A 12,109-nucleotide genomic window follows, 5' to 3' on the forward strand; every position below is an offset into this window, starting at 1 on the left:
CGGCCTGGACGATGCCGTAGCTGCGTTTTCCCTGGTATAAAAAGCTTGCGAGTTTCATTGTTCTTTCCTGAAAACTTAAACGAGGAAGTTGCCCAGAATCAGCAGTGAGACAGAGACGTTAATCGCCCCGCCGATACGGGTAGCAATCTGGGCGAATGGCATCAGGCTCATGCGGTTGCCTGCGGTCAGGATCGCCACGTCGCCGGTACCGCCCTGACCGCTCTGGCAGCAGGAGACGATGGCGACATCAATCGGGTGCATACCAATCTTTTTGCCGACGAAGAACCCGGTCGCCACGAGCGCGGAGACGGTGCTGATAATCACCAGCAGGTTGGTCAGCGTGAAGGCGGCCACCAGTTCATGCCACGGGGTGATAGCCACGCCAACGGCAAAGAGAATCGGATAGGTCACAGAGGTCTGGAAGAATTTGTACACCACCTGAGAGCCTTCCAGCAGGCGCGGAGAGGCACCGTTACAGAGCTTCACCAGAACCGCCATAAACAGCATGCCGACCGGAGCAGGCAGGCCAATCAGCTTGTGGCCGAGCATGCCCAGCATGTAGAGCAGCACCGCCAGCAGCGCGCCGGAGGCGATAGTGGTCACGTCCGCCTTGCCGGAGAATGCAGGCTGAGAGACGGTGGCATCGGCATTGGCGCGGTTAGGCATCAGCTGGCCTTCACCGGTCAGGTGCGGGTAGCGTTTACCGAGCTGGTTCAGGCAGCCGGAGATGATGATTGCCGTCAGCCCGCCGAGCATGACCATCGGCAGCACGCGGCCGAGCGCCACGCCCTGATCCATATGCAGCAGGGTGGCATAGCCGATGGAGAGCGGGATTGCACCTTCGCCCACGCCGCCCGCCATAATCGGCAGAATGATAAAGAAGAAGATCTGGAAAGGCTCAAGGCCCAGCGCCAGGCCGACGCCCATCCCTACCAGCATGCCGACGATTTCGCCGCACAGCATCGGGAAGAAAATGCGCAAGAAGCCCTGGATCAGCACCGTGCGGTTCATGCTCATGATGCTGCCGACGATAATGCAGCAGATGTAGAGATAGAGAATGTTGGTGGATTTGTAGAACTTGGTGGTGGACTCGACCACCACGTCCGGCAGCAGGCCATAATAGACCAGCGCGGAAGGGATAAAGGTGGCGCAAATCGCCGCCGCGCCAAGCTTGCCGACAATCGGCAGGCGTTTGCCAAACTCGCCGCAGGCAAAGCCGAAGAAGGCCAGCGTGGCGACCATCACCACGATATCGCTCGGCAGTTTTCCGCCCAGGCAATCAATCGCAATCAGCACGCCCGCCAGAACGAACAGCGGCAGAGGAATAATCCCGATTTTCCAGGTGTCCATAATATGCCACCAGCGCTCTTTGAGCGAAGGTCGCTGAATTTCAATCGGGTCGTGGGTAACAGAGAAAGAATCGTCAGTTGTGCTCATAATAAGCCCCTTGGTTATTTTGTGCGTTCAGCTTAGAGTCACAAAGGCTTACTTTATGTGAGGGATGGCATATTAAAAGCGAAGTTTTAATGGCAGCTATGGTTTTAATGGTTTCTTTTATTTAATGTGATTTACACCTTATTTATTGCCGTGGTTTTAATGGTTTCTTTTCCGAATTGAACAAAGAAATAACATTTGTTCATGCAGCCCAAAGCACGTTAGCCTTTTGGATAACGCTTTTACAGCGCCCGCTGTGCAAGGGATCACAAGTTTTCGGCAAAGCGGGCGTACGCGCAAAAAAAGATGATATATTGGCGATCTTTGTCGCTACCTTGCGTGATAGTTATGAAAGTCTCTTTCCAGATCAAGCTGTTTATTTCGCTGGTTGCCTTTTTCTCAGTGCTTTTTGCGTTACTGGGCGGATATTATTATGCCGACGTAGGGAAACAGCTTTATCAGGAAATGAGTACGCGAGCCAAAATACAGGCTGAAGAGATTGCGCTTATTCCGACATTGCGTAATGAAGTTGAACAAAAGAATATCAACGCCATCCATGATTTTATGCAGAAGATTTCTGCGCACAGCGACGCCAGCTTTATTGTGATTGGTGATAATAAAGGCCAGCATCTTTTTCACTCCGTCTTTGCCGACAGAGTGGGCACCACGCTGGTAGGCGGTGACAACGAAGCCGTATTGCAGGGTAAAAGCATCACCACCATCCGCAAAGGCGGGCTGGGCATTTCGCTGCGCAGTAAAGCCCCCATCTTCAACGCTGCAGGACAGGTGGTCGGCATCGTTTCGGTCGGCTATCTCACCAGCTACCTGGACACCATTACCGTCAGTAAAGTGGTCAACATCCTGATTGCCGCCGTGCTGCTGCTGATTGCTCTCTTTATCTTCTCCTGGTTCTTTACCCGCAGTATTAAGAAGCAGATCTTCTCCCTTGAGCCGCGCGAGATCGGCCTGCTGGTGCGTCAGCAGAAGGCCATGATGGAGTCTATTTATGAAGGGGTGATTGCCATTGACGATCAAAGGCGGATTGAAGTCATCAACCAGGCGGCGCGCAAGCTGCTGGGCCTGAGCCAGCCGGCCCGTGAACTGCGCGGACAGCTGATAAGCCAGGTGATCGATCCGGTCCCGTTCTTCGACACGCAGACGATGCTGGCGAAAGATACCCATGACGAGATTTGCCGTTTTAACGATCTCACGGTGATTGCCAGCCGGGTACACATCATGCTTGAGGGGTCGCTGCAGGGCTGGGTGATCACCTTCCGCGATCGCAACGAGATCGACTCGCTGAGCGCCCAGCTCAGCCAGGTCAAACGCTATGTCGATAACCTCCGCATTATGCGCCACGAGCAGTTAAACCGGATGACCACCCTCTCCGGTCTGCTGCATATGGGCCGCTATGAGGAGGCGATTGGCTACATTCAGGCGCAGTCTGAACACGCCCAGGAGCTGCTGGACTTTATCTCTTCGCGCTTCAGCTCACCGACCCTGTGCGGTCTGCTGCTGGGGAAAGCCGCCCGCGCGCGGGAGAAAGGCGTTGAATTGTGCTTCGATCCGGCCTGTCGGCTGGATAAATCATTCCTTCCCCTCGGGGAGCAGGAACTGATTTCGATTATTGGTAACCTGCTGGATAACGCCATCGAAGCGACACAGCGGTCGCCGCTTCCCCACGCGCCGGTGGAGGTGCTGATAAAGCTCAGCGACCAGGAGCTGATTATTGAAGTCGCCGACCAGGGCGTTGGCATTACACCGGAGATCCGTGAGCGGATCTTTGAACGCGGCATCACCACCAAGACGCGCGGCGATCATGGGATTGGTCTGTATCTGATCGAAAGCTATGTCACACAGGCTGGCGGCGCAATAGAAGTTGCCGATAATACCCCGCGCGGCGCCATTTTCTCCTTGTTTATCCCGGCCACGGGAACCGCCCGGCAACTGGAAGACACCGACTATGCAACATGAACTTATCGACGTACTGATTGTTGAAGACGAGAACGAACTGGCGCAACTGCACGCGGAGCTGATAAGCAAACATCCACGTCTGAGGCTGGTGGGCATTGCCTCGTCGCTGGCTGCGGCCCAGGCAGAGCTTGCAAATAAACAGCCGCAGCTGGTGCTGCTGGATAACTACCTGCCGGACGGCAAAGGGATCTCGCTTATCAATAACCCCATGCTGGCCCGCGCCAACTGCTCGGTGATTTTTATTACTGCCGCCAGCGATATGGACACCTGCAGCCAGGCCATCCGCAACGGCGCGTTCGACTACATCCTCAAACCCGTCTCCTGGAAGCGGCTCAGCCAGTCGCTGGAGCGGTTTGTACAGTTTGCCGAACAGCAGCGGGTCTGGAAGATTGTCGACCAGCAAAACGTCGATTCTCTGTATCAGCTGCAGGCGAAAAACTACCGCCTGGACAACGGCAGCAAAGGCATTGAGGAAAATACGCTGGCGCGGGTGCAGTCGCTGTTTAACGACAAGGCAACGCACTGCTTTACCGTGGATGAGGTGGTGAGCGAGACGGGGTTGAGTAAAACCACCACCCGTCGCTATCTGGAACACTGCGTCGAGTCGGGTTTTCTGACGGTGGAGATGCTGTACGGCAAGATCGGGCATCCGAGGAGGATGTACAAGCGTAGTGCGGTTTGATGAGACGTTCCCTCTCCCAGGGGGAGAGGGTTAGGGTGAGGGCAGCAGCCCGCACTATCTCAGCACATACCCATACAGCCGCTTAATCCCGTCGGCATCCTTCTCGCTGTAAACGCCCTGCAGTTCCGGCGAGAAGCCCGGCAGCAGGTTGATGCCCTCCTCCAGCGCCAGGAAGTAACGCTGTACCGCCCCGCCCCAGACTTCACCCGGCACCACGCACAGCACGCCTGGCGGATAGGGCAGCGCCCCTTCGGCAGCAATCCGCCCTTCGGCATCCCGTATGCGAACCAGCTCCACGTCTCCGCGAATATACGCCTGATTGGCATCCTGCGGATTCATCGCCACCTCAGGCAGGCTCTCCTTGCGGAACATCGCTTTCTGCAAATCCTTCACGTCGAAGCTGACGTAGAGATCGTGCATCTCCTGACACAGCTGGCGAAGGGTGTAATCCCGGTAGCGCACCGGGTATTTCTGGAAGATCGTCGGCAGCACGTCCGCCAGCGGCGTGTCGTCTTCAATATGCTGTTCAAACTGTCCCAGCATCGCCACCAGCTGCGCCAGCTTCTCGCTGCTTTCGGCAGGGGTCAGCAGGAACAGGATCGAGTTAAGATCGCATTTCTCCGGCACAATGCCGTTTTCACGCAGATAGTGCGCCAGAATCGTCGCCGGGATCCCGAAATCCGTGTACTCGCCGGTTTCGGCATCGATGCCCGGCGTGGTCAGCAGGAGCTTGCACGGGTCGACAAAATACTGCTCGCTTGCATAGCCCTCAAAGCCGTGCCATTTGGCCCCCGGCTCGAAGCTGAAGAAGCGCAGCTCGCTGGCAATGGCGTGCGTCGGATGATCCTGCCACGGCCGCCCCGCTACCACCGGTGGGATAAACGGTTTGATCATATGACAGTTGGCAATGATTGCCTTGCGCGCTTCAATCCCCAGCTCGACGCACTCCGCCCACAGCCTGCGTCCGCTTTCCCCTTCGTGGATCTTGGCATTCACATCCAGCGCTGCAAACAGCGGATAAAACGGGCTGGTGGAGGCATGCAGCATAAACGCGTTATTCAGCCGCTTATGCGGGCAGAAACGCGCCTGACCGCGAATGTGGTTATCCTTTTTATGGATCTGCGAGGTTTGCGAAAACCCGGCCTGCTGTTTGTGCACAGACTGGGTTACGAAAATCCCCGGATCGTTCTCGTTCAGCTCCAGCAACAGCGGGGACGTTTCTGCCATCATCGGAATAAATTGCTCGTAGCCCACCCAGGCGGAGTCGAAGAGAATGTAGTCGCACAGATGGCCGATCTTGTCGATCACCTGACGGGCGTTGTAGATCGTCCCGTCGTAGGTGCCAAGCTGAATGATCGCCAGGCGGAACGGACGCGGCTCGTCGGCCTTTTCCGGCGCCGCCTCGCGGATAAGATCCCGCAGATAGGCATCGTCAAAGCAGTGGTCGTCAATCCCGCCAATAAAGCCAAACGGGTTACGCGCGGCCTCAAGGTAAACCGGCGTGGCACCCGCCTGGATCAGCGCCCCGTGGTGGTTAGACTTATGGTTATTGCGGTCGAACAGCACCAGGTCGCCGCGGGTCAGCAGCGCGTTGGTCACTACCTTGTTGGCCGCTGACGTGCCGTTCAGCACGAAGTAGGTTTTATCCGCGTTAAACACTTTCGCCGCGAACTTTTGCGCGTGCTTGGCGGAGCCTTCGTGGATCAGCAGATCGCCCAGCTTCACGTCGGCATTGCACATATCGGCGCGAAACACGTTCTCACCGAAGAAATCATAGAACTGCCGCCCTGCCGGGTGCTTTTTGAAAAAGGCGCCGTGCTGGTGTCCGGGACAGGCGAAAGTGCTGTTGCCCATCTCCACATACTGGCTCAGGGTGTCGAAAAAAGGCGGCAGCAGATTCTCTTCATAACGGCTGGCAGCGCTCTCCAGTTCCAGAAACTCCTGAGCTTTGCCCGAGATGACCGCGGTGGCGCCGTCGGGCACCTCCGTTGGCTCCGGAGAGAAAATAAACACCGGCAGCTGAAAGCCCGTGCGTTTCAGCAGTGCCAGGATACCGCTGCGGCTTTCAGCCGTTGTGATGACGACGGCCGCCACATCGGTAAAATCAGTGCTGTCCAGCGTCACCTTTTCGCGGTGCGTAGACACAGTGGAGAGCAGCTCGCGGCTGACGGCAATTTTCATGGTTTTCATAGGCGCAGTTACCCTCACCGGGCGGTGAGACAGGGAGGAGAAAATTCGCGCAATAATGTCACCTTTTATTTTGAGGTGCAAGAAGGAATCAGTATGCACGAAATCAGCCAAAGCTAAGGCCCGCGAAGCCCTACCGTGCCATAATAATGCAATATCAATGATTAAATAACAGGAGTTAACTTTGGTTATCGGGCCATTTATTAACGCAGGAGCCGTATTGCTGGGCGGCGTACTCGGCGCCGTGCTGAGCCAGCGGCTGCCGGAGCGGATTCGCACCTCCATGCCCTCAATATTCGGCCTGGCATCGTTAGGGATTGGTATTCTGCTGGTGATCAAATGCGCCAACCTGCCGGTGATGGTGTTGGCCACCCTGCTCGGCGCGCTGATTGGCGAATTTTGCTATCTGGAAAAAGGCATTAACAGCGCGGTGAGTAAAGCCAAAAACCTGATTGCCCGACCGGGCAAGGCGAAACACGGCACGCACGAGACGTTTATTCAGAACTATGTCGCCATCATTATCCTGTTTTGCGCCAGCGGCACCGGGATTTTCGGTTCGATGCAGGAAGGGATGACGGGCGACCCGAGCATTTTGATTGCAAAAGCGTTTCTTGATTTCTTCACCGCCACTATTTTTGCCACCACGCTCGGCATTGCCGTGGCGGCGATTTGCGTCCCGATGCTGCTTATTCAGCTGGCGCTTGCCACCTGCGCCACGTTAATTCTCCCGCTCACTACGCCAGCGATGATGGCAGACTTTACCGCCGTCGGCGGCCTGCTGCTGCTGGCTACCGGGCTGCGCATCTGTGGGATTAAGATGTTTGCCGTGGTGAACATGCTGCCCGCGCTGCTGCTCGCCATGCCGCTCTCCGCGCTATGGACGCACTTTTTCGCTTAAGGATGCGGCGAAATGGTGAGAGATTGCGCAGTCTGTAACGAAAACAACATTTTTCGTTGACGCCACCGGGCAGATCGGGTTTAATGCGCCCCGTTGCCCGGATAGCTCAGTCGGTAGAGCAGGGGATTGAAAATCCCCGTGTCCTTGGTTCGATTCCGAGTCCGGGCACCAATATTCATAAGGCCTCGCTGAAAAGCGGGGCTTTTTCCTTTCTTAGCTACGGTAGATTTCTGGTCGTTGCAACACGTTATTAGTTTGCTGGATTTCTCGCCATTTTCGCAGATGTTTGTTACTTTTAGACACCTCAACACCCTCTGATGTGTCTCTTCCTTCCCCCACGGCTACGGTCTTTCTACGGTCCCTTACGGTTCCTTTCTCTCAGAACATTCATTATGAATAAGAAAGCACGGGGAAAGCGGGGGAATTATCATTTCGCCTTAATCCGCTGGTCTTAACGTGATTTTGTCGCGGGGAATAAGGTGGGGAAATCCCCAATAGCAAGCGGGGAAACTTGGCAACATATACCCTCCACCAATCACATGGGGATCTTCACCAGCCAGTCCACCTGCAACAGATCTTCTTTCCTTTTCATTTCTTACCGTTACCAGAATCCCCCGTCCTCCACGCCATCATAAAATGGTTTATCCGTAGTACTACTTGAGCTAAACGTATTGGACTGTTAAAGCTGAGTGTCCGCTGGGAGGGATATGCGGGCATTACTAGCAGCACCCTGTGTGAAACAACGGGGAGCAGTCACCGCTTCCCAACCCGTTATTTCATCGTGCCAAACTGTTTGTTCTTCAGTGCATATAGTCGGTCGAACTCAGCATAGGGCTCTCCCGTTTCAGCTGCGTGCCGTGTTTTAGCGTCCAGAAGGTCGGGCAAAGGGATTCCATGACTCAGTGAGTGGTAAAGATCATAACCACTGACACAGATAACACGCTTCCCTTTACCAAAAGCCGTCAGACCTTCAGGCGTAAACCCCATCCAGCTGATAAAAACGCCGCGTGTCCAGGTTGCCTTGGTACTGAGCTTTCCTTCAAATACATGGAGATCGGCAGCCGACGTTCTTTTCTGATGCCACTTTGCCTCCATCAGGTAAAATTCATCATTCAGTCGGAAACTTCCGTCAATCTGTTCGCCTGTGTTTCGGAAAGACGAACGGGGAGCGAGCTTAAAGATACTGAACAGTTCAGCAAGCCAGGCTTCAAACCGAAAACCACGTGGATGTGGCGGCAGAGATTTCATCTCGTTCATTTCAGCGATAAGTGAAGGCCAGTCAACACCATGCCATGCCTGAACAGGCTTTACGCCTTTGGCTTCATCGGTGCCAGCGTTTTCTAAGCGGGAAATCAGTGCAAGATAGTCATTACGGCTTTGTTCAGCCTGTTCAGGCATGGATTCCGTTTTATACTGCCAGAGAGCGCCAAGAACCCGCAGAGCGGTCTCACGATCAGCCTGTTTCAGCAAGCATCTAACTCGTTTGGCCTTTGACGTCCCCTCTTCCTGATAACGTTCATCATCAATATCAATGTTTAGTTCTTCATCAAAAAAAGCAGACAAGGTGCGGTTAGAGAAATCAAGTATCCAGCCAGGATCGCTCTCAAACACGAGATTAAACAGCCTCAAATCCTGCATTTTCAGTTTCACGCCTACCTCCTTTTTTTCACAGTATAACGGTATGAAAGTGAAGGAGGAAATGAGTCAGCACCTGTACACCAGCATTAGCGTGTCCCGCTGTTGGCAGAACGCGGCCAAACTAACTGAGCAGAAGGTCCGCTGTGAGCGAAGAACGGACCTTAACAAGTAGCCACATATTAGTGGCGTTAAGTACTGGCAGAATCAAGCTCCGAAACAAGGTAAGGACATCGCAACTTATCTTATTCCCTATAAAGCTTAACTTGTGCGAAAATGCGACAGATCTAAAAGAAATATGGATGAAGACATGTATAACTGGAATTTAGTTGTGATAGCGTTGTTTGGACTAACTTACTTTCCATTTTTATGGCTTATAGGTATGAGGACTAGTGCTAAAGAAATACTCTATAAAAATCAATTTTATGAGATAGATCCCAGGTCGTTGATACCTAAATGGGCTCAAATCAGCACGCAGTTATTTTTTTATGCGCACTACTGTTTTTTTTTAATTCCGCTGTCAATGATCAGCTGGCTACATGGTTTAGCGGCGTTTGGAGCTGGTGTTTTGATGTTTGTTTTAACCCCATTGCTATCCTGTAGTTATCCGGCAATATTCAAACAAAATGCTATGCGAGTATATAAAAATGACCCTAATGCGGGACGCCAATTAATAAAGATTTTAAGGGCAGCCAACTGGCGATAACTCTTCCTGTAAAGTTGGGAGTTGAGGCGAGTTATACTTCGCGATTATTACGTTTTCTCAGCCGAATGATACTGGCAGGGACATCATCTACAGTTTGGATCACGAAGACACTCCTAAGAAATGGCCGCCCTCATTAAAATTATGGCAATTTTCAGGACTTAACGTCCGCTCCTGGCACAAAGCGGACCGCCTGGAGTGCCACAAGGTCTGCTATGAGCGAAAAGCGGACCAAGCGAGTTTCGCTTATGAGTTGAATAACAGCGTTAGAGAAATTAAAAGTATGTACTTCATATAAAAGCCTTTAACTCCTCAGCCTTGATGTTCGCCAGCATTGATGCTTTCAAATGTGGGGATGATGCGAGATACCTGGATATCAGATTGAACCCTGCCGTATAACCCAGCCACCTAGGTAAATCTCCTGTTCCGAAAAACCAGGTATTATGGTCGTAATCAGTGTGATTCCAGTTTTCAAGTATGAGTGGATAGTAGGGCTTAACAATATCGGAGTTGAGGCTTTCCCAGGGCTCAGCTTCCCCCCCCAAAAGCTCAAGAGAAAAATGGCCGGCAAGTCCTTCAGAGACCAGTGCTTCTCCCAGAGTCGAGCCGTATCCCGGTCCTGCCCACCTTGCCGCATGGTGAAGTTCATGAGCAAACATACGTTCAATAGAGTGCGCAACGTTTTTGCAAAATGCAGGGTTTTCAGGATCGACGGTTATATAGATAACACCAGATTCAGGACAAAAACCGGCATGCCCTTTTTCAGGGATAACACACTTCCCAGACTTAACTATGACATCAACTGAAGGAGTCGGCATCAGCCTTGTGACTTTTACATAGGTATCGGTCAGGGTAGTTCGCAGCCATTCACAGTGAACAGTGAGTTTTTCCTGAGCATTCAGAATATGGATGGTTATTTGAGGCATATCACTCTTATCCAGAAACATAAGTATTGTGCGCATATTAACAGACATATAGGGCATGTAATGTTGCTGCTCAGCAGTTGCCAACCAATGATCTCTAATGTCAGCTCCTGGCACAAATTCATATTTTAGTGAGCTATCATTCATAATGATGTAATGGGGTGGTTCATGCGCCTGATTCTTTTGTCAAAGGTCCCATTGTTTCCCTTCCACAGATAGTCTGAATTCCATGGGTTCTCCGCAAATGTGTACAGTTGGAGCACCAGGTTCATTCCATCGAAACAGATTAAGATGCCAGCCGCCCGGTATTAATCTTGAGCAATCAATAAGTCCATCAGCACCTTAACTACGAGCAAGGTCAGAGTTTTTCCATGACGGTGGTTCACCATTTGCCTGTAATGCAGGTATCCATGGCTTTTTTGAAAGCTCTGGATCGATCCCCAACACACTACAAGCCAGTTCATCATTCTGCTCCAATACAAATGCTTCGTCGATAAAGAGTGGAACAACTACGCGTTGAATTCCGTCAGCCCGCATATACCCGGACACTGCCCTTATTGACCACTCTTTTACGGGACTCATGTAAAGTATAGGCTGTCCAGGGCGATGATACCGCCCGCTACTTTCTGGTTTTGGGAGATCAAGGACATAAGCCAGCCTTTCTATTGGAACAGTGCGAAAAAAATAGCCACTCATTCTTCTTAAAAATTTCTTGTAAGCCTGACTCATATTACCTCGCAGAATTAAAAAAATGTGCCTTAAAACGCTGAAAGTATGATGTCAGATAATGCATATCCAACGTTACAAAATGTCCGTTTATGGCACATAGACGCCCCACATACAGGCAACGCTACTGGTCCTTATGGCATGTAATTATACCCGACTGAAACACATATTATTTCTGTGAACTCTTCCCCAACGGCAATCTTTCCCCTTAAGACCAGAATCAGACCGTAAAGCCTGTTCTTTCTGCATTTCCCGTCTTAATTCATACCATGTGGCACCAGCATTCCCTTAGCCACACCAGAAAATCAACTCAACCATAAAAAGCGCCGTGCCGGGGATGGGTCAACCCTGACGTTCTTTACACCAGTCACAGGAGGTTATATGTCCACACCCAAACGCTTCCGTTTTACTAATCAGCTCATTAAATCCCTGCCCCCTAACACATCCGATGCACGCAGTACCGATGCCGAATACAGCGACACCGAGATTTCCGGCCTCAAGTGTCTGGTCAGCAGAAGAGAAGGTCGTAAAAAGTTTTTGCTACGCTACCTTTATCATGGACGAAAACGCGCCATCGCCATTGGTCACTGGCCTGAAGTGGACGTCACTCTTGCGCGTAAGATTGCCATAGAACACAAACGTTCCCTTGCCACCGGCACTGACCCTAAGCAGGAGCGTGAAAACAAGAGAATGGAGCTGACGTTCGATGAACTCTTTAATCAGCATTATCTGCCATGGGCAAAATCCGCTAAACGCAGTTGGGGAAAGGATGTTCAGCGCTACCGCGATCATATCCGTCCCGCCATTGGTCAGAGGCTGCTGTCAACAACGGGTAAAAAGTGATCCACTTACCGCCACCACCAACGGTTTAATATTGATCCACCTTGTTTACTCAGGATTAGCTTCAGCTATAACCCCGGCCTTTCGTTTCTGCTTCAGTCGATAGC

Annotated in this window: 10 protein-coding genes and 1 tRNA gene; 6 read left to right on the forward strand and 5 right to left on the reverse strand. The window is 52.1% G+C overall.

Translation table 11 applies throughout. The annotated features are described in order from the left end of the window. Window positions 1-75: 75 nt before the first annotated feature. Complete coding sequence (locus ACWYRJ_RS19290) at window positions 76-1,437, reverse strand: 2-hydroxycarboxylate transporter family protein (protein WP_047173580.1); 1,362 nt, start codon at window positions 1,435-1,437, stop codon at window positions 76-78. A gap of 345 nt (window positions 1,438-1,782) precedes the next feature. Between ACWYRJ_RS19290 and ACWYRJ_RS19295 the strand changes: the two genes are divergently transcribed. Both ACWYRJ_RS19295 and ACWYRJ_RS19300 read left to right on the forward strand, forming a co-directional pair. After that, window positions 1,783-3,408 (forward strand): ATP-binding protein, encoded by a 1,626-nt coding sequence (locus ACWYRJ_RS19295; RefSeq protein ID WP_047173581.1) that lies wholly within the window; start codon window positions 1,783-1,785, stop codon window positions 3,406-3,408. Next, entirely contained in the window at window positions 3,398-4,090 is a 693-nt protein-coding gene (locus ACWYRJ_RS19300; RefSeq protein ID WP_111963239.1) for a response regulator, read from the forward strand. The genes ACWYRJ_RS19295 and ACWYRJ_RS19300 overlap by 11 nt, the downstream gene beginning before the upstream one ends. Before the next feature lie 54 nt (window positions 4,091-4,144). Here ACWYRJ_RS19300 and ACWYRJ_RS19305 read toward each other — a convergent pair whose 3' ends face one another. Next, window positions 4,145-6,280, reverse strand: coding sequence for an ornithine decarboxylase (locus ACWYRJ_RS19305; RefSeq protein WP_455508450.1), 2,136 nt, complete (start codon window positions 6,278-6,280; stop codon window positions 4,145-4,147). A gap of 181 nt (window positions 6,281-6,461) precedes the next feature. Between ACWYRJ_RS19305 and ACWYRJ_RS19310 the strand changes: the two genes are divergently transcribed. Continuing rightward, window positions 6,462-7,175: a DUF554 domain-containing protein gene (locus ACWYRJ_RS19310; RefSeq protein ID WP_047173584.1), complete on the forward strand. Its 714-nt coding sequence runs from the start codon at window positions 6,462-6,464 to the stop codon at window positions 7,173-7,175. A gap of 95 nt (window positions 7,176-7,270) precedes the next feature. Continuing rightward, window positions 7,271-7,346, forward strand: a tRNA-Phe gene (locus ACWYRJ_RS19315). Between the two features lie 600 nt (window positions 7,347-7,946). Here ACWYRJ_RS19315 and ACWYRJ_RS19320 read toward each other — a convergent pair. Beyond that, window positions 7,947-8,825 carry a restriction endonuclease gene (locus ACWYRJ_RS19320; protein ID WP_057711293.1) on the reverse strand — a complete coding sequence of 293 codons (879 nt, stop codon included), beginning with the start codon at window positions 8,823-8,825 and terminating at the stop codon, window positions 7,947-7,949. Window positions 8,826-9,120: 295 nt separating this feature from the next. Between ACWYRJ_RS19320 and ACWYRJ_RS19325 the strand changes: the two genes are divergently transcribed. Further along, complete coding sequence (locus ACWYRJ_RS19325; RefSeq protein ID WP_249576633.1) at window positions 9,121-9,516, forward strand: hypothetical protein; 396 nt, start codon at window positions 9,121-9,123, stop codon at window positions 9,514-9,516. 287 nt (window positions 9,517-9,803) lie between these two features. On the opposite strand, the gene ACWYRJ_RS19330 is transcribed toward ACWYRJ_RS19325, so the two are convergent. Together ACWYRJ_RS19330 and ACWYRJ_RS19335 are read right to left on the reverse strand one after the other, a co-directional pair. Continuing rightward, window positions 9,804-10,439, reverse strand: a complete 636-nt coding sequence (locus ACWYRJ_RS19330; protein WP_312019121.1) for a DUF2268 domain-containing putative Zn-dependent protease — start codon at window positions 10,437-10,439, stop codon at window positions 9,804-9,806. A 339-nt stretch (window positions 10,440-10,778) separates the two neighbouring features. Further along, a complete protein-coding gene (locus ACWYRJ_RS19335; protein ID WP_319841044.1) occupies window positions 10,779-11,165 on the reverse strand; it encodes an RES domain-containing protein in 387 nt (128 codons plus the stop codon). Window positions 11,166-11,543: 378 nt separating this feature from the next. On the opposite strand from ACWYRJ_RS19335, the gene ACWYRJ_RS19340 reads away from it, so the two are divergent. After that, on the forward strand, window positions 11,544-12,005 hold the full coding sequence (locus tag ACWYRJ_RS19340; protein WP_455508451.1) for an Arm DNA-binding domain-containing protein: 462 nt from the start codon (window positions 11,544-11,546) through the stop codon (window positions 12,003-12,005). Window positions 12,006-12,109: the final 104 nt, after the last annotated feature.

This window comes from Enterobacter sp. (assembly GCF_977039595.1).

Excerpts from the sequence above, each read along its gene's own strand:
- ACWYRJ_RS19290 (WP_047173580.1), bottom strand. The coding sequence starts at position 1,437 with ATGAGCACAACTGACGATTCTTTCTCTGTTACCCACGACCCGATTGAA.
- ACWYRJ_RS19295 (WP_047173581.1), top strand. The coding sequence starts at position 1,783 with ATGAAAGTCTCTTTCCAGATCAAGCTGTTTATTTCGCTGGTTGCCTTT.
- ACWYRJ_RS19300 (WP_111963239.1), top strand. The coding sequence starts at position 3,398 with ATGCAACATGAACTTATCGACGTACTGATTGTTGAAGACGAGAACGAA.
- ACWYRJ_RS19305 (WP_455508450.1), bottom strand. The coding sequence starts at position 6,280 with ATGAAAACCATGAAAATTGCCGTCAGCCGCGAGCTGCTCTCCACTGTG.
- ACWYRJ_RS19325 (WP_249576633.1), top strand. The coding sequence starts at position 9,121 with ATGTATAACTGGAATTTAGTTGTGATAGCGTTGTTTGGACTAACTTAC.
- ACWYRJ_RS19330 (WP_312019121.1), bottom strand. The coding sequence starts at position 10,439 with ATGCCTCAAATAACCATCCATATTCTGAATGCTCAGGAAAAACTCACT.
- ACWYRJ_RS19335 (WP_319841044.1), bottom strand. The coding sequence starts at position 11,165 with ATGAGTCAGGCTTACAAGAAATTTTTAAGAAGAATGAGTGGCTATTTT.
- ACWYRJ_RS19340 (WP_455508451.1), top strand. The coding sequence starts at position 11,544 with ATGTCCACACCCAAACGCTTCCGTTTTACTAATCAGCTCATTAAATCC.